We start from the raw sequence: 16,575 nt of genomic DNA, 5'->3' as shown, positions 1-16,575 counted from the left end.
AGCGGCTATTAATAGCAAAGCGACTATCGTTGAAACAATTATCATTCAAATGACTCGAATTAAATTTTTTGTGGAATAAAGAGTCAAAGCAGCAAGTAAGGCAATTTTTTATTAATGTTCTACCTATGCTTGCTACGTGACCTCAACAGTAAAATTTTACCCGAACTGTCATTAGGCATAAGTATAATAATGTTACTAAGGCAAAACCAATGCAGGAAAAGTAACAATACAGCGTAGGATTGTAAGTGAGAGGGACGTTGACACCAACAAATCTATTTTTCGCTATTAACGTCTATAAACTTGATAGGCGGCATAAATCTCAGTCAAAAAATAGTCTCATAGGTAATGAGATACTACCTACAAGGACAGAGCTTTAGATTTTTAACATTATTGTGAAAAATAATTGATATTATTTAAAATAAATAATTTTTTCTAAATCAATTATTTATGATAATTACATCAATAAATAGCGAGTTAAAGACATAATATTGGAAATAAACGTTAAAAATGAGGTTGACAGGGTTAGAATATCTGATAGAATAGCCAGCCTATCGAGACGGAGTTGTTGTTAACAACACTACAATTCGATAATCAGCGGGAATAGCTCAGTGGTAGAGCATAACCTTGCCAAGGTTGGGGTCGAGAGTTCGAATCTCTTTTCCCGCTCCAAATATGGCTTGAAAAAGCATCAAAGCCTCACTTTATTGTGAGGCTTTTTTTTGTCCTGATTTTAAGGATTGTCATTATTTCTTAAGAACATTTCGATGACATGCCAAGTTACTATCGACGGAATTCACGACATAGATTACTAAAAGTTGCAGCGCCAAAACTAAGTTACAAAAGGTGGTCAATTTGACACATTAGCCTCAGTTTAATCACGCATAATTATATAGATCGTTTAAACGAATATAACAACAAATAATCCATCTATAGACCATGATGATAATAAGGAATAATTATGCAAGAATTCAAACATAGAGCATTTAATGAATTATTTGATCTGTCAGGAAAAACCGCAATTGTGACAGGTGGTGCAAATGGTATTGGTAAAGCAACGGCGTTACGTCTAGCACAAGCTGGGGCAAATATCGCTATCGCTGATTTAAAACTAGAAGATGCAAAGGCTGCGGTCAAGGATATCGAAGTGTATGGTGTCAGAGGCTTGGCAGTCGAATGTAATATCTTAAAAGATGAAGATTTGGTCGCTATGGTAGATAAGGTCGTCGCTGAATTTGGCACTGTCAATATTTTAATCAATAATGCTGGTGGCGGCGGCGGTGGTCGTGAAAACCCAGCCACAGCATCGGTCGATGATATTCGCCGTGACTTTGAGTTGAATGTTTTTAGTGGCTGGCGCTTGTCGCAGTTATGCGTGCCACACATGAAAGCGTCGGGTTATGGCTCGATTGTATTTACCACTTCGATGTCGAGTATCAATAAAAGCCCGAACATGAGTGGTTATGCAGGATCAAAAGCGGCTGTCAATCATATGGTGGCGAACTTGGCACATGATTTTGGCCCTGAGGTACGTGTCAATGCGGTTGGCCCTGGTGCCACGCGTACTGATGCGTTAAAAACTGTACTAACACCAGAAATCGAAAAGAAAATGCTAGAGCATACGCCGATTCAACGTTTGGGTGAAGCCGATGATATCGCTGGTGCTATGCTGTATTTTGCCGCACCACTATCTGAGTGGGTCAGTGGTCAAACCATATTTGTGAATGGCGGCGGTGTGCAGACCTTAGACTAAGTTTATCTGCATATGAAAGTATTTAAACCATGATGTTAAAGCTATAGTAAATAGTAAAAAAGCCGTTATGAAAAGCGTCATCCAATGTATAGTTGGGTGACGCTTTTATCGTTTTAGACCTATGTTTTATGATAAAGATGCTGGCGCATTGATAGGCTGTATCTTTCAGTTGACTGAATGTGCTCAATTAAAGAGTATTCAAGTAACTCAAGTTATTAAAAGCAAATATGAGCAACCTCATTGCAAAAGGTTTGCTTGCCATTTTTAAAGCCTGCTATGGCTTGTGAATTGATTCTAATCGCTTCTACCGCGTCTTTCGCTTCTAATATGACTAAGGTAGCCGGTGCTCCTACTTTAATCTCCGTTTGCCGTGACAAAAGCTTCGCTGCATTTTTGCTAATCATATCGAATACCTCCGCTATCTGCTCATCTTTTGCTAATTGAGTGATATTGGCATACATATTTGCCATTCTAATCAGTGAGGCATCACCGTAAGGCGTGAAAGCATTTAAAATATTATTACTAGAAATAGTCGTATTGATGCCCATTGCTAATAGCTCATTGGCGTTGACCATGCCTCTAGGAATGAGCGCATCATAATCACGCCCATTCAAAAATATGTCGGTGGCTGGTAACACGGTCAAGGTAATGTCAGCGAATTTCAGTAAGGCAGCCATTTCTATACGTTTGTCTTTGTCCATCGCCGATAATTTAGTCACATGACCAATAGACACGCGACCTTGATAATGGCGCTTGATGGTTTCTTCAACCAATTTTGGAATGCTCGAGCCTTGTGGATCCAGATCAAAATCCAGATGAAAATCAACATCGACGTCAAACTGCTCAGCCAAATCAAACACCATTTCAATATGCTTGTGAGAATTCTCATCTTTGTATGGACACCCGCCAACCAAATCAGCGCCTTGCGACAATGCCAGTTTTAGTAGCTCATGAGTATGCAGGTCATTGGTCAATCCTGATTGCGCAAAGGCGCAAATCTCTATATCGATGGCAAATGCATAGGTGTCGCGGACTTTTTTGATGGCATTAAAGGCACGCATCTCTGTTTTTGAATCTGTTTCAACAAAGGTGCGCAGACCAACGGTGCCTTTTTTAATCGCCATCTCAATCACTCGTGAAGCACGATTAAACACATCTATTTCCGTAAAATCCTTTTTAGCCTTACCTGTTTCTTCAACAGCCTCGTTTAAATCACCTTGCTCTATAGTACAGCGATCAAGGATGCAGGCTTTATCAAGGTGAATGTGGCTCTCATAGAATCCTGCACAGACAAAGTAACCTTTAGCATCGTAAATTGCTTTTGGCGCATCATCATGTTCAGGTTTTTCCGAAATGTCGTCAATGCTCTCAATATAAGCGCCGTTTATACTGATATTGACCAAATTTTTATGATTGGGTAATTGGGCATTTTTTATAAGTAAATCGGGCATCGTTTTTCCTTATTTTTTTGCTTGAAATGACTTAATGATCAATGGCATTTTAGTGTCAAGAGTGGGGGTTTTAAACTTTAAATCCGCATGACTATTCGATGTTTTTATTTTTTCCTACTCAACGGTCGTTTTTTGTTCATGAGTGGTTAGGGGCAAGAAGCGTCATCGAGTCTAATATATGGAATATAATGACCACCGCTACGGTATGTAGACGTTGTTTATAAATAGACTATATCGTTTTTACCAAAAAACATACTTAGTTATTGATATTTTATTGTTATAATTATCTTATAAGTTTTTAGTGTACGTTAAGATATACTAATAATAAAAAGAGTAAATAATAAGCTAAATTTAGCTTCATACCTTTAAATTACGAAGGCACTTCTGTGATGGAATGACTTCATTTAAATACAATCAGATAAATAGGAAAAAGTATGTCAAATATCGATGAGTCGTCACAAGAATTAATGAATCTTGATGGTGCAATGGGTGGCTGTATCGTTGACTATATGTCAGGCATGGTACTTGGTATGGCTGGCGGCGGCGTTGACTTAGAACTTGCAGCAGCAGGTAACTCGCAAGTGGTAAAGGCGAAGGTAGCAACAATGAAGTCATTAGATATCAAAGGTGAAATCGAAGATATGTTGATCACCTTGGAGTCTCAACTGCACATCATTCGTCCTACAGCCAAGCATGAAGACTTGTTTATTTATTTGGTGCTTGATAAATCAAAAGCCAATCTTGCATTAGCCCGCCGTAAGGTACAAGCGGTAGAAAATAAACTAGAGGTATAATTCGGTTGGTCGTGTTCAAAAAATGAGTGATTTATCAAACTCTCCTTGTTGCTTATCGCGCCTTAAATAAGACAAGGCTGGCAACAAGGTCAAATTCGCTATGTACGTACTGTACATAGCGAATTATTATTTTATAGACAGTGGTAACAACTTAACGAGCGTGAGCCGTTTTATCAAGTGGTGGCAAAATGAAATGTATTGCATACGTCAGTAGAGTTCCAATCAGTGATCGCACTATTCGAATGCCTACTGGGTTATCAGACATCGTTAGCGTCTCTCGTAAGCATAATCCAAAATCGCAAATTACGGGTATCATCTCTTACCGTGAAGGTCAGTACCTGCAAGTGCTAGAAGGCCCTTATCTGGAAGTAGACAAGTTAATGAGTAAGATAGCTTCTGATCCTAGACATGAAGATCTTTGGGTGTTTTTGGATGTGCGCGTGATCAAACGCAGCTTTCATAATTGGGCTGTGAGCGTGTTTGATTTTGTGGATCAAGGCAACTTTTTTAATGCGTTCATTGAGAATAATAGCGCTGTGTTAAACAGCTTTAATGAGTCTCAACAAAGACGTATTCAACCGTTTATTGATATAAAAAAATCTGATACGGTGCCTGAAAAGTATTATGAAGGTAAGGATTTAAGATTGCTGGCATGGCCTGATCTCAACAATGAAAGCCAGCCGCAAATGATTATGAACCTGTGTATCAAATTGACTAAAAAGCCTTATTCGTTTAATGCACTAGCGGATAGTGGTGAGTTTGGCAGCCATCATCAAGTCACACAGATTGTCAGAGAGTTTGATCGTTTAGGTTTATTGAGTGTCACAGAGGCAGCACCGATACATGAGCAAACCGTAAATGAGAAAAAGCCTAACAAATTTTATGGTGCGATCAAAAAATTCTTAGGAATGAGGTAAAAAATTGAATTATCAGAAGCTAGCAATCATTGGTGAAGTAGGTGCTGGAAAAACTCAGTTGGTCAAAACCCTAAGCGAGATAAGCCCCATCGAAACAGAAGCAAAATCTAGTATTGATATCGGTAAAGAGTACACGACGGTCGGCATCGATTATGGGCGCATCACTCTGTCTGACGATATGGCGCTAGGTATTTACGGTGTGCCAGGTCAAGAGCGTTTTTCTTTTTTATGGGAATTCGTCAATCAGTCGCTATGGGGATTGCTCATTTTGATTAGATATGGCGAGACACCCGATTATGCCAATTTAGATAAGCTATTACACTTTTTTGCACCAGAAAAAAATCAGACCACGTGTATCATTGGTATCACTCATTGCGAGGATGCTGACAAAGATAGTCTTTCAGCACTGGGACAAGAAATAAGAGTGATGTTGATGCAGCATAATGTGGTGGCACCCGTGCTCCATACAGATCCTAGAAATAGAGAGTCCGCCGTGTCTCTGTTGTCATTATTTAATACCCTTAATAATCAAGACTGATGCCAGATATGACTATGTTAAAAGAAAAATTAGACGAAAAATCACCAGCAAAAATAGCGTTATTAAGCCACATGAAAGCATTGTGTGACGCCAATAGAGAAGTCATATTGGTTAGCTTATGCACCACAGATGGCTTTCCCATTAGTTGCTTTTCGATCAGTGAATTGAGCAATCAAACGGACAAGTTTGCGGCGATGAGTAGCACGCTATCAGCGCTGAGCGATTCATCCGCGAGTCAAATGAAGCAGGGCAAGTGCGACATCACTATCGTCGAAGCCACTGCTGGGAATATGCTATTTGTCAAAACTGACTATATTGGTAAACCTTGTGTATTGACCGTGGTAGCGCAGAATAAGATGGCACTAGCAGAAGCAAGATATAAGACCAAAAAATTGATTGGTGTCATTTCTGCTATCACTGAGTAAGGCGCATAAGTAACTAAGATTGCTGGATTCGGCAGGCTATAAGCGACAATTCAACGTGATAGACATGTGATATTATTTGCGTTATCAAATATCGACATTGTATTCAGATATCGACCTTGTATAAAGGTAATGCCCTGACCTTTGACGGCCATATCTACCAAAAACTCACCATTAGTGGCGTTAATTTTGGCATGAATCCTGTGCTTCTGCTTTCTGCCTTCTTCATCGGTCAGCTTTAGGTTGCTTGTTATGCCAAAACCATCTTGTGAAAATTCATGATTCTCCAAATCTGCTAGCGTCTCAAGTAATCCCATCCTGCTCAGATAATCGGGACTGGCACAGAGCGAATAACGAATCAGCGCCAGCCGTTTTGTTTGGTCGCTGGAATCTTGCAGCTCTTAATACTCGACCAACTCATACCCTTCTTCGATCAAATCAATGTGTCGATCAGAAAAATCCAACTCAGCGTTTAGGACGGGACAGCCAGTGCTGTATCTGTCGGTGATGGCGCGTAGTGAAGAGTTTTTACAACACATTGCATAGAGGCTTGTCGCGTATTAACTATCGGGCGAATAGGCTTAATTTATGCTGTTGGCTCTATTCTAAAATGAATGGTTCGATTTTGAAGTAAACGGTTCTGCTGTGGTTATTTGACGCTATATTTACAGTGTTATTGTTCTGAAATTTAGAGGAGTTAATTACAGTCAATAAATTTTTTTGATAGCTTATTTTCTATAACTTGTTCTTTGATAGCGTAATATACAAAGCACCACTTAACGGATTGTTGAGCGGTGCTTTTTTGAGTCAAGATATCAGTTTTAGATAGTGGTTTTTTAGGTACTAATTCTAACGGTACTGAGCTTAAAGATACTAAGCTTAAAGATACTATCAAGGATAAATAGTTAGGCTTGGCTTTTTTTTCGACCCATCAAGCTATTAGCTACCCATGCTGGACCAATTAATAAGAATTGTAAGTCTTCAAAAAATGAGGGTTTTTTGCCTTCAATTTTATGACCGATGAACTGTCCAATCCAAGCAACCACAAAAATAGCCGCCCAAACCTTAAAGCCCCATGGTAATAATGCCATCACTGACAAACAAATAAGAATAAATATTCCCATCGCCAAGAATAACGGCGTGGATAGACGCATATAAAACAACAATACCAACGCGCTAAGTACCAAGGTAAACCAGACTGATAGCGACATGCCCATGCCTAACAGGCTGACAAATATAGTAGGAACGCATAGCCAATGGATTTTTTTATTGACTAGGTTTTGATGACTGACAGAATATTCACTAAGCCATTGCTCAAGTGTGCGTTTAGACAGGCGTTTTTGCTGAGTACGAGACATACTAACCTCCGTGTTAGTAGATGAATTGAAAAATCTCTCCTATCAGTTGTAGCACTAATTGAGCCAGTCCACCACATTATCTGATAGACGGCACAGTCAAAACCTATAGCGCTATCAATATATTTGTCAATATCTGCGAGCTCTTCGATTTTATTCTTTTGAGATATCAGCGCTTATGACCATACAAGATAACCGTTAACCTTGTTCACTGCGCTGCCATTCATACAAACCAATAAAAGCGTTTATTTGATATATCATGGTTTGAATGGCAAAAATGTAATTGCCCGACATTAGATTGACGATGAGCCAGACAAAGTTAACGATAATCCATAACCACCAGTTAAATGAATAGCGCAAAATCATTGCGGCTTGTGCAGTGATGGAGAGGACAAAAGCAATGACGTTGATCCAAAAGAAGGAGATAAATCCTAGGAATTTACTATTATCATTTTCAACCACTGCATAGCCATAGCTGGCGAGTAAATTATTTACCGTGGGGAAAAGTGCGAGACCAATAATAATAAAGGCGGCGGTAATTAACCAAACTGCTTTGCTCGCCGCCTTTGGTATCATGTCGCCATCAGGATCGGTATGTTTTGACCAATAAAAAATACCGTAGACATGGGTGAAAAAGTTGAAAAGTGGCGCGAGCATCAAACCGACTGCACCAGACGTCGCCTGCACGACGACTTCTCCCGCAGTCGCTGCCATTCCCAGCCCGTTGCCCATGACGTTTTTGCGAAATGATAGCGAAACCACACAGACCAAACCAACGAAAGACACGCCCAAATAAAACATATCAAGTGTGGTGTGTTCTGTCGTGAGCCAAAAACCTGCGGATAAGGCTATTACCCCGCAAATGAACCAAGTGACAATCCATTGCATCGCCCACTTTCCAGTAATATTATCTAATAGCTGAATACGCATAAAGCCTTTTTCCTTAAAGTATTAAAACTACAATGAGTTCTTATTTTATTTTTTAGTATCATATTATTTTTGTATTATCGCTATTCTTGCCATCGCTATTTTTACCATGTCGTCTATCTGCCATAAACATACTGATCGATAAGCAGCAGCGCTTGCTGATAGCGCGCATCGTAATCTGGCTGATCAACCATGTGTGGTTTGATATCATGACGAGCAAAAATATCGACGAGACGTCGCTCAAAGCGTCCACGTGCCTCAGGCGTGCCCAATGAGCGCATGCCATCATCAATCCACGGCGTATTGTTATCCAGCATAATGGTATGATCTAAGCGAAACTCATCGATACAAGCCGCCACAAAAGGATGGCTGCGACCTTCATATTCTTCACAAAATGCTTGAGTGGTCACAAAATCGGTATCAACGATGGTGACAGGAGCGGTCGCATTAGCCGCCGCATCTCTTATAGCTTGAGCATGCTGAAGGGCAATCGGACCATAGTCATTGTATTGTAGACCGACTTCACTACCGCCCAAATCTGTGCCGACATATAAGCGTCCCATCTCTAAAGCGAAGCTGGCGCCATAATAATTGGCCAGTTTATGTACCAATGTGGTCTTACCCGAACTTTCACCGCCAACAATCGCCACCGTTTTGGTATAGTCGCCGCGCGCTTGGGGATGAATAGCTGACCAATGCGCGACTGGGTTACGAGCGATGGCATAAGAATCAAACTCAGGCTGTAACGGGGTCGTGACGACTGGCATCGATAATCGCTCATAGACATCACTCTGCGCCAATGGGTGGTTTTCTGCGACAAACAAGACTGTATCTGCTGGTAAGTCGAGCGCTGTCGTCAAACGTTGTAGTTTGGCATTGCTGGTAGGAATGTCGATTGTCACATCAACGAAGCTATCATGTAGCGGCAGCTCAATCTCATGAGTGGTATGAATCTGGATAAATGGCAAATCAGCACACGCCATCTGTAGCCAACGTGCTTTGTCTTGCAAAGTAATCTCAAAGTCTGGATGCGGTGCTGGATGCGCCATAATGATAATATGCAAGGTTTTCACTTGTCCTGCCGCAGCCAATATACTGCGCATTTGACCTAAATGTAGTGGCTCAAAATGTCCAATCATCAATCCTGACTCGTACATAGCTTTCCTTAATTTTTAGTCATGCTTCATCACACTAATTTTATAGATAGACTGCTGGAATATCTGTTATTTACCAGCATGTTATAAAGGTTTAAGGCGATTTACAGGTAGGTTATTGTAAAGGGGTATCTTTTTATACGACTTTATACGACTTTTTTCTGATAAAAATATGACCAAGTTATTAATTTAACTGTAAGTGTTTGAGTATCTCACCATTTCTGAAGGTCCATCTACACAATATCTATGTGCTGAAAATGGCTAAATATTGGATTTGTAACAACATGTGTAATATGGCAGCAATAAAGCTAATCATGAAACATTTTGAAATAACTATTTAAAATCAGCAGTTTATGAGGTTTTATGACAGATTAGGGCAAGCTTGGTTAGCATAAACTCACAAAGTACGTCTATACGTTCAACAGATAAATATTAAATAGTTGCTATACTTATTCATAAGTTAAGAAGGCTAAGCAGCTTCCTAACTACAATCGGAAAAAAGCATAAAAACAGAAGAAAAAAAGCAGAATTTCAAATAACAATAGAAATGATAGAGAGGTATTTGATTTGGCTAAACTAGCAAAACTACATCGCTCACAGAACAATCGCATGATAGCAGGTGTGATGGGCGGCATTGCCGAATACGTTGGTTGGTCACCAACTTGGGTGAGAGTATTATTCGTGATTATCTCATCTTTGAGTGCAGCAGTACCTGGCATCTTAATTTATATAATTTTATGGATAATCATGCCAAAAGCGACTAGTGCGTCTTACCAATAAGATTTTTTTATATTTGCTCTTATCTTTTTAATAGCTTAATAGTAGTATCGTTTTGATAGCATCACTATCGAGATTATCTCAGATAGATTTTTACCAAAAAAAAGAATAGCAGTTCGACTAAAAAACAAAAAGCCTGACTCATCAGGATACCAAAGACATACTTTTCCTCCTGCCCAGATGCTCGCGCATTTGGGTATTTTTTTATCTGCTACTTTTGTGTCTCCTATATTGCAGCAGTTTGATTATAAATGAGCCCTATAACGACTCGTTTAGGTCTGCAGCATAAATTTAATTGATGTAAATATAGATAAAATGGTCAATTTTTAGTAAGGTGAGCAGGCAAATAGAGTCGTTGCCGAATAGGCTATACGAGTGCTATCAAAACTTTATTTATAAATATCCATTCCACAGTGGCTTTACTATGAAAACCCAAACTATGACATCCCAAGCGACAACTCCGATGATAGAAAATACAGACCCTCAACCGATGACGTTTCAGGATTTAATCCTAACCCTACAGAATTATTGGGCAGATAAGGGCTGTGTTATCTTGCAGCCTTATGATATGGAAGTCGGCGCGGGTACTTTTCACACCGCGACATTTTTACGCTCGTTAGGTCCTGAGCGTTGGAATGCTGCCTATGTGCAGCCGTCACGTCGTCCAACCGATGGTCGCTACGGTGACAACCCCAACCGCTTGCAGCATTACTATCAGTTTCAAGTGGTGCTAAAGCCAAATCCACCCAATATCCAAGAGCTGTATTTGGACTCGCTAAGAGCCATTGGTATTGATCCATTGGTGCACGATGTGCGTTTTGTTGAAGATAACTGGGAGTCGCCAACGCTGGGTGCGTGGGGACTAGGCTGGGAGATTTGGCTCAACGGTATGGAAGTAACGCAATTTACGTACTTCCAGCAAGTAGGCGGTCTTGAGTGCTTCCCAGTGACTGGTGAAATCACTTATGGACTTGAGCGCTTGGCAATGTACGTGCAGGGTGTTGACAGCGTTTACGATTTGGTCTGGGCAGATGGTGAGTTTGGTCGCGTCACTTATGGCGATGTCTTTCATCAAAACGAAGTTGAGCAGTCGACTTATAACTTTGAGCACGCTGATGTGCCAATGATGGGTCAGATGTTTGATTTTTATGAGCAGCAAGCAGATAAATTGGTTGCCGAAGGTTTGCCATTACCTGCTTATGAGATGGTACTAAAAGCTTCGCATGCCTTTAACTTGCTCGATGCGCGCGGTGCGATTTCAGTGACCGAACGTCAGCGTTTTATCTTACGTGTGCGTACGCTTGCCCGTAAGGTTGCCATTGGTTACGTTGAAGCACGAGCTAAGTTAGGCTTTCCATTAGCGGATGAGGCACATCGTCAAGCGGCGCTCGATAAGTATTTGCCAAAAGAAGAAGCCGCTGAGAATACAGAAAGCAATCAAACTATTGATAACAACCAATCTACTAATAACAATAAATAGGAGCATCCCATGAGTACTATTCTATTTGAACTGGGGTGTGAAGAGCTACCTCCAAAAAGCCTAAAACCTCTACGTGATGCGCTACAAGCAAGCGTGATAGCGCAGTTAACTGAAGCTGATATTACCTTTGATAGCATTAAAGCTTTTGCTGCGCCGCGTCGTTTGGCACTTCAGATTCAGGGTATTAGCGATAAGCAGCCGGATCGTAGCGAGCAAAAGCGCGGTCCTGCGATTAAAGCCGCGTTTGATGCAGAGGGTAATCTTTCAAAGGCTTTGAGAGGCTCAGTAAGTAGTAATATACCTTTCGAAAATTCACAAGTATTGGAGAATTTTTTTAGGGACTCGAAAGACGAAAAATCAAATCGTAATTTTAAAGAACTTATTGATAAAATAAATAAGCAAGGTTATAAAGAAGTCTTAGAAGAACTGAATCAGAAATCTATATCTTTTCTTACAAAGTACGGTATTAAAATTTCTGTATCAGGCACTAGCAAAGGTAGTTATATTAGTTTTGAGCAAACCATTCAGGGTCAAGCAACGACTGAATTGCTACCCGCTATTTTCCAAACAGCGCTTGATAACTTGCCGATTGCTAAGCGTATGCGCTCAGGCGCTAGCCGTAATGAATTCGTCCGTCCAGTACAATGGGCAGTATTGATGCAAGATAGTGCTGTGATTGACGCTACTATCCAAGGTCATCAGACTGCTAATCAAACGCGTGGTCATCGCTTCCATAGCCCTAATTACCATGAGATTGCTCATGCTGGTAATTATGAGCAATTGCTTGATGGCTTAAAAGTTGTGGCTGATTTTGATAAGCGTCAAATGCTGATCAAAAACCAAGTCAAAGCGCTAGCAGATGAAGTCAATGCTGATGCTATCGTGCCGCAAGATTTGTTGGATGAAGTCACCGCATTGGTTGATTTCCCCATTGCGCTACGAGCAAGCTTTGAGCCACGTTTTTTACAAGTGCCGCAAGAAGCGCTTATCTCGACCATGCAAGCGGATCAAAAGTATTTTTGCTTAACTGATAAAGCAGGCAAGTTGCAGCCTTACTTTATTTTTATTACCAACATTGAGTCAAAAGATCCCAATCAAATTATCGAAGGTAATGAGAAAGTCGTACGTCCACGTTTGGCCGATGCCGAGTTTTTCTTCTTACAAGATCAAAAACAGCCATTATTTGCGTTGACAGAAAGCCTCAAAACTCGCGTCTTCCAAGACAAGCTGGGTACGATTTGGGAAAAATCTGAGCGTATTGCCAAGCTTGCCGCCTTTATTGCCGCCTTGATGCAACAGCAAGGTCAGCAGATTGATATCGATGAAACGGTGCGTGCGGGTATTTTGTCAAAAGCCGATTTGGCAAGCTCGTTGGTCGGTGAATATCCTGAATTACAAGGTATTGCAGGCACTTATTATGCGCGTTTGAATAATGAGCCTGAAGCAGTCGCGGCAAGTTTAGAAGAGCAATATTTGCCCAAGTTCAGTGGCGACGTATTACCACAGACGCCAATTGGCATTTGCTTAGCATTAGCCGACCGTTTAGATACGCTTGTTGGTATTTTCGCCATTGACCAAGCACCGACGGGTTCAAAAGATCCGTTCAGTCTACGTCGTTCAGCCATCGGTATCTTGCGTATTTTGATTGAAAAGCAATTGCCAATTAATTTGGTAGCGCTCGTTGAGCAAGCGATTAAAGGCTATAGTGACGCTGAAGGCAGCAAGATTGAAAAAATGGGTGATACGTTTACTCAGGTCATGGCATTCTTAAACTCGCGCTATCGTGCGATGTATACCGAGCAGGGCGTGAGCGTCGATACCATTCAGGCAGTGCAAGCGATTAACCCGCATATGCCGCTTGATTTTGATCAGCGTATTCGCGCCGTACAAGCCTTTAGCGAATTGTCACAAGCCTCGATGCTTGCTGATTCAAACAAGCGTGTCGCCAATATATTGGCCAAGTCAGAAGTGAGTGTCGCTGATACTGTGGATGAAGCGCTATTGTCTGAATCTGCCGAGCAAAGTTTATATGCAAGTGTGCTGCAAGCGCAGATGGCGGTTAAACCGCTGCTAGAACAAGCTGATTACACACAAGTATTGCAAACGCTTGCCAGCTTAGATGAGCCGTTGACGCAATTCTTTGATAATGTGATGGTCAACAGTGAAGATGCCGCCCTTAAAAACAACCGCTTAGCGCTGCTTAAGCAAGTACGCGCATTGTTTTTAACCGTCGCTGATATCAGTGAGTTGCAGCTATAGTTTCACTAATATAAATCGCTCACTTGATTTTCTGTTTAATACAAAAACTGGCCCGCTATGGCCAGTTTTTTACACCGTATCATGGCATTTATTGATAAATTACCATGATAAATGGATGGACAATTAACTCGCTAAAGCATAGCACTATAGTCAAGGAGTTTTAGAATCGCTACAAGGCGACCGACCGCAGATAGTACACTGAGTACATCTAGGGCGGGTAACACCGTAGCGGTTTAAAAATGCTCTGACTATATCGTCAGTATTGCTGGTTAAGTTATACTGTTCAGACGTATTGAATAATCCGCCAAGCGGCTTTTATCATTCATAGCGCTTACTCATATTCAAAGGAGCACTGCCGTGTTTGCTGTTATCATTATCATCATCGTTATTTGGATAGTAATGTGGGGGTTTTATAAATTTATGTACCCGCGTGCGCCCAAAAGCATGATGCCAAAAAAAGGGGATGTGATTACACCGCGTCAGTGCAATTTTTGTGGCAACAGCTTGGCTGAATACCGAGGCGTCCTTGAAACCAAGCCCAACTTGGCTGCAAATAGTGAGAGTGCTATTGGCGAAAACCAAGCATTGTTTTTTTGCAATTATGAGCATCAAGCAGATTTTCATGCAGGTAAGGTTTATAACCCTGACGTATAAATAATTAGATTATGGCTTGGGCATAAAAAAGCGCTTGGCTCATCAGAGCGAAGCGCTTATTGTTTCGTCGCGTAATATGCGCTTATAAAACAGACTGTGCGTCTTTCATAATTTTATTTAATAGCGCTTCAGATTGTTTGTCTTGCTGTAGTCGATCTTCATCGCTTCTTTGATTGGTGTGTATTTTTTCATACAAATTCAAGCAGCACAGTACCAAGATACTTTCTTGACTGAGGCTTGGCGCATCTCGTTTGAGATCTAGTGCATGGTTATTGATATACGAGACAGCTGAGAGCAGCTCTTCTTGTTCGTGTACTGGGCAATAAATAGGATAGGTGACACCCGCAATTGCAATATCAACCTTTTTGATTTGTGGTTCAGGGATAGTGGTTTTCACAGTAGCACTCGACGTATTTGAACCAGTTGCAGCGACTGGTTGTGGTTTAGAAGAAATATTCTGCTGTTGGCCATTTTGTGGCTTTTCTTCTATAGAGTTTTTGTGGTCATCGGTCATGATAAATCCTACAATGTCTGGTCAGTAAAATGAGTAATATAAAATATTACCGTTTTGATTTTGTCGGTTTCATTAGCAAGTAGTGATGATCGGTCATCGTTTATTACCATCACTGATCAGCCTTCTACTTGATCGATGTGGGTTAAGCGTTTTAATACAACTTGTGTACGCTCTGCTGCCAATTGATTCTTTTTCTGCAGCTCACTGTTTTGCTGTTTAATATCGCTATATTGCTGCTTTAATTCATTATTTTGTTGCTGTAACTGGCTGTTTTGTTGTTGCAATTGGCTGACCTGTTTTTGCAATTTATCTTGCTCTTCGCCTATCATATGATGCGCTTCAGCCAAGCTTTGGTAGCGCTTGTCGAGATCGTTCAATTGTTTTTTGGCACCGTCGCGTTCGCTATGACTAGTGTTGAGCTTGGTCGTTAATGTTGCAAGCTCTTGAGGGTCGCTAACAGGATGCTGTTTGAGGCTGCTAAGTTCAGCACTGACAAGCTGATACTGTTTTTTTATGTCGAGTATCATTTTTTCTAATATTCTAAGTTGATCATACATAGTCAGTTTTTATCCTTAACAAGTAAGCGTGAATGAATTTTGTTCTCTGCGTTTAATAATGCCATAGGTGACCGCATAATATCTATATCAACAAAGTAATTACCTATATTAGGCGTTGTTTGTTTATTTTTATTAGCCATGGTTTGATTGATAATATCAAGCGATGTCTCAAACCTATTTTATCCGTCTGTTTTTATTTTTTAAGCAATATTTTTTAAGCAATAATCAATCACTAGGACCTCTATTATGAATGACAATATATCTGGCTGGAATACATGGCTGACGGCTTTTGATGACTGGACTGACGTATCTATCAGCGAGGTGCACGGCTTGATGACAGGGCTTATGACTGCTTGTAATGCGCCTGATGAGCAAGTATGGGCTAAGGTATTTGAGGAGCTCAGTTTTGCGCCTTTACCTGATGAGGCATTGACACTGTTAACAGAAGAAGCGGAAGACACGGTTTTTCAGCTTAAAGACAAAGACGATGCTTATTCTTACACGCCATTAGTACCAGATGATGAACATGATTTGTACGAGCGCGTGATGGCATTGAAACAGTGGGCAAATGGTTTTATGACGGGTTTTGGGATTACCGACTGTGGTCTAAGTGGTGACGAAAATGAGATGTTGTCTGATTTGGCTAAAATCGGTGGTATTCGCTTAGAAGATGACGAAAACTTTGAAGGTGGCGAAGAGTCTTATCTGCATATTTATGAGTTTGCGCGCATGGTGCCAGTGAGCTTTGCCACCCGCACGCGTAAACCTGTCAAAGATATTGCCCTGATTGCGGGACTGGCTATCGATGCCAAAACCACCAAAGAGCTGCAGGCAGAAGGCAAGTTACCAAAGCCAATGCCGCCAGTCGTTGATGCGATGAATCAAAACCGTCCTTCATAATAAAGACGCTATCGTAAATGCTTTGATATGAGTTGATATTCAACACGTCCTAGGGCGTGTCCCTAATCTGTAAAAGTAAGTATAAAGGCTTTAAAATAAAGAGACTATTTCAAACAGGGCTCTCTA

17 protein-coding genes, 1 tRNA gene and 2 pseudogenes are annotated in these 16,575 nt (G+C 40.8%); 12 read left to right on the top strand and 8 right to left on the bottom strand.

The genetic code is table 11. The features are described 5' to 3' along the window. Positions 1–594: 594 nt before the first annotated feature. Together JMX82_RS07645 and JMX82_RS07640 are read left to right on the top strand one after the other, a co-directional pair. Positions 595–669: transfer RNA gene (locus JMX82_RS07645), tRNA-Gly, on the top strand. Between the two features lie 289 nt (positions 670–958). Continuing rightward, complete coding sequence (locus JMX82_RS07640; protein WP_201540093.1) at positions 959–1,750, top strand: glucose 1-dehydrogenase; 792 nt, start codon at positions 959–961, stop codon at positions 1,748–1,750. 215 nt (positions 1,751–1,965) lie between these two features. Here the strand turns inward: JMX82_RS07640 and JMX82_RS07635 are convergent, their stop codons facing one another. Next, on the bottom strand, positions 1,966–3,201 hold the full coding sequence (locus tag JMX82_RS07635; RefSeq protein WP_201540092.1) for an amidohydrolase family protein: 1,236 nt from the start codon (positions 3,199–3,201) through the stop codon (positions 1,966–1,968). 434 nt (positions 3,202–3,635) lie between these two features. On the opposite strand from JMX82_RS07635, the gene JMX82_RS07630 reads away from it, so the two are divergent. The 4 genes from JMX82_RS07630 (at position 3,636) to JMX82_RS07615 (ending at position 5,875) form a co-directional block, all read left to right on the top strand. Continuing rightward, positions 3,636–3,995: a hypothetical protein gene (locus JMX82_RS07630; protein WP_201540091.1), complete on the top strand. Its 360-nt coding sequence runs from the start codon at positions 3,636–3,638 to the stop codon at positions 3,993–3,995. Between the two features lie 188 nt (positions 3,996–4,183). Next, positions 4,184–4,912 carry a BLUF domain-containing protein gene (locus JMX82_RS07625; protein WP_201540090.1) on the top strand — a complete coding sequence of 243 codons (729 nt, stop codon included), beginning with the start codon at positions 4,184–4,186 and terminating at the stop codon, positions 4,910–4,912. A 4-nt stretch (positions 4,913–4,916) separates the two neighbouring features. Further along, positions 4,917–5,450: a GTP-binding protein gene (locus JMX82_RS07620; protein ID WP_055124740.1), complete on the top strand. Its 534-nt coding sequence runs from the start codon at positions 4,917–4,919 to the stop codon at positions 5,448–5,450. Between the two features lie 8 nt (positions 5,451–5,458). Then, entirely contained in the window at positions 5,459–5,875 is a 417-nt protein-coding gene (locus JMX82_RS07615) for a roadblock/LC7 domain-containing protein (RefSeq protein WP_140412966.1), read from the top strand. Between the two features lie 50 nt (positions 5,876–5,925). On the opposite strand, the gene JMX82_RS07610 is transcribed toward JMX82_RS07615, so the two are convergent. The 5 genes from JMX82_RS07610 to nadR all read right to left on the bottom strand — a co-directional run bounded on the left by JMX82_RS07610 (position 5,926) and on the right by nadR (position 9,311). After that, positions 5,926–6,240 carry a hypothetical protein gene (locus tag JMX82_RS07610; RefSeq protein WP_265089311.1) on the bottom strand — a complete coding sequence of 105 codons (315 nt, stop codon included), beginning with the start codon at positions 6,238–6,240 and terminating at the stop codon, positions 5,926–5,928. Between the two features lie 33 nt (positions 6,241–6,273). Continuing rightward, complete coding sequence (locus tag JMX82_RS07605) at positions 6,274–6,411, bottom strand: hypothetical protein (protein ID WP_201540089.1); 138 nt, start codon at positions 6,409–6,411, stop codon at positions 6,274–6,276. Between the two features lie 366 nt (positions 6,412–6,777). Further along, positions 6,778–7,230: a DUF962 domain-containing protein gene (locus JMX82_RS07600; RefSeq protein ID WP_201540088.1), complete on the bottom strand. Its 453-nt coding sequence runs from the start codon at positions 7,228–7,230 to the stop codon at positions 6,778–6,780. Positions 7,231–7,425: 195 nt separating this feature from the next. After that, on the bottom strand, positions 7,426–8,157 hold the full coding sequence (pnuC, locus tag JMX82_RS07595) for a nicotinamide riboside transporter PnuC (protein ID WP_055124738.1): 732 nt from the start codon (positions 8,155–8,157) through the stop codon (positions 7,426–7,428). Between the two features lie 113 nt (positions 8,158–8,270). Further along, complete coding sequence (nadR, locus tag JMX82_RS07590) at positions 8,271–9,311, bottom strand: multifunctional transcriptional regulator/nicotinamide-nucleotide adenylyltransferase/ribosylnicotinamide kinase NadR (protein ID WP_201540087.1); 1,041 nt, start codon at positions 9,309–9,311, stop codon at positions 8,271–8,273. 564 nt (positions 9,312–9,875) lie between these two features. Here nadR and JMX82_RS07585 point away from each other — a divergent pair. The 5 genes and pseudogenes from JMX82_RS07585 (at position 9,876) to JMX82_RS07565 (ending at position 14,478) form a co-directional block, all read left to right on the top strand. Beyond that, positions 9,876–10,088 (top strand): PspC domain-containing protein, encoded by a 213-nt coding sequence (locus JMX82_RS07585; RefSeq protein WP_045454060.1) that lies wholly within the window; start codon positions 9,876–9,878, stop codon positions 10,086–10,088. A 487-nt stretch (positions 10,089–10,575) separates the two neighbouring features. Further along, positions 10,576–11,565 (top strand): glycine--tRNA ligase subunit alpha, encoded by a 990-nt coding sequence (gene glyQ, locus JMX82_RS07580; protein WP_201540168.1) that lies wholly within the window; start codon positions 10,576–10,578, stop codon positions 11,563–11,565. A gap of 9 nt (positions 11,566–11,574) precedes the next feature. Next, positions 11,575–11,883: pseudogene (locus JMX82_RS14410) on the top strand (glycine--tRNA ligase subunit beta); the annotation flags it as partial. Between the two features lie 96 nt (positions 11,884–11,979). Further along, positions 11,980–13,824 (top strand): annotated as a pseudogene (gene glyS, locus JMX82_RS07570) (glycine--tRNA ligase subunit beta); the annotation flags it as partial. A 357-nt stretch (positions 13,825–14,181) separates the two neighbouring features. Then, positions 14,182–14,478: a hypothetical protein gene (locus JMX82_RS07565; RefSeq protein ID WP_227676468.1), complete on the top strand. Its 297-nt coding sequence runs from the start codon at positions 14,182–14,184 to the stop codon at positions 14,476–14,478. 82 nt (positions 14,479–14,560) lie between these two features. Here JMX82_RS07565 and JMX82_RS07560 read toward each other — a convergent pair whose 3' ends face one another. Next, positions 14,561–14,992, bottom strand: a complete 432-nt coding sequence (locus tag JMX82_RS07560; RefSeq protein WP_201540086.1) for a cell division protein ZapA — start codon at positions 14,990–14,992, stop codon at positions 14,561–14,563. Positions 14,993–15,108: 116 nt separating this feature from the next. Next, a complete protein-coding gene (locus JMX82_RS07555) occupies positions 15,109–15,549 on the bottom strand; it encodes a hypothetical protein (protein ID WP_201540085.1) in 441 nt (146 codons plus the stop codon). Positions 15,550–15,795: 246 nt separating this feature from the next. Here JMX82_RS07555 and JMX82_RS07550 point away from each other — a divergent pair, with 246 nt between their 5' ends. Beyond that, positions 15,796–16,449, top strand: coding sequence for a UPF0149 family protein (locus tag JMX82_RS07550; RefSeq protein ID WP_055124733.1), 654 nt, complete (start codon positions 15,796–15,798; stop codon positions 16,447–16,449). Positions 16,450–16,575 lie beyond the last annotated feature (126 nt).

The organism is Psychrobacter sp. 1044 (assembly GCF_904846525.1).
In the GTDB taxonomy this organism is placed as follows: domain Bacteria; phylum Pseudomonadota; class Gammaproteobacteria; order Pseudomonadales; family Moraxellaceae; genus Psychrobacter.
This window is presented reverse-complemented; position numbering and strand designations above follow the sequence as displayed.

Coding starts and splice junctions, on each gene's coding strand:
- JMX82_RS07640 (WP_201540093.1), top strand. CDS start 959: ATGCAAGAATTCAAACATAGAGCATTTAATGAATTATTTGATCTGTCA.
- JMX82_RS07635 (WP_201540092.1), bottom strand. CDS start 3,201: ATGCCCGATTTACTTATAAAAAATGCCCAATTACCCAATCATAAAAAT.
- JMX82_RS07630 (WP_201540091.1), top strand. CDS start 3,636: ATGTCAAATATCGATGAGTCGTCACAAGAATTAATGAATCTTGATGGT.
- JMX82_RS07625 (WP_201540090.1), top strand. CDS start 4,184: ATGAAATGTATTGCATACGTCAGTAGAGTTCCAATCAGTGATCGCACT.
- JMX82_RS07615 (WP_140412966.1), top strand. CDS start 5,459: ATGACTATGTTAAAAGAAAAATTAGACGAAAAATCACCAGCAAAAATA.
- JMX82_RS07605 (WP_201540089.1), bottom strand. CDS start 6,411: ATGTGTTGTAAAAACTCTTCACTACGCGCCATCACCGACAGATACAGC.
- JMX82_RS07600 (WP_201540088.1), bottom strand. CDS start 7,230: ATGTCTCGTACTCAGCAAAAACGCCTGTCTAAACGCACACTTGAGCAA.
- pnuC (WP_055124738.1), bottom strand. CDS start 8,157: ATGCGTATTCAGCTATTAGATAATATTACTGGAAAGTGGGCGATGCAA.
- nadR (WP_201540087.1), bottom strand. CDS start 9,311: ATGTACGAGTCAGGATTGATGATTGGACATTTTGAGCCACTACATTTA.
- glyQ (WP_201540168.1), top strand. CDS start 10,576: ATGACGTTTCAGGATTTAATCCTAACCCTACAGAATTATTGGGCAGAT.
- JMX82_RS07560 (WP_201540086.1), bottom strand. CDS start 14,992: ATGACCGATGACCACAAAAACTCTATAGAAGAAAAGCCACAAAATGGC.
- JMX82_RS07555 (WP_201540085.1), bottom strand. CDS start 15,549: ATGTATGATCAACTTAGAATATTAGAAAAAATGATACTCGACATAAAA.
- JMX82_RS07550 (WP_055124733.1), top strand. CDS start 15,796: ATGAATGACAATATATCTGGCTGGAATACATGGCTGACGGCTTTTGAT.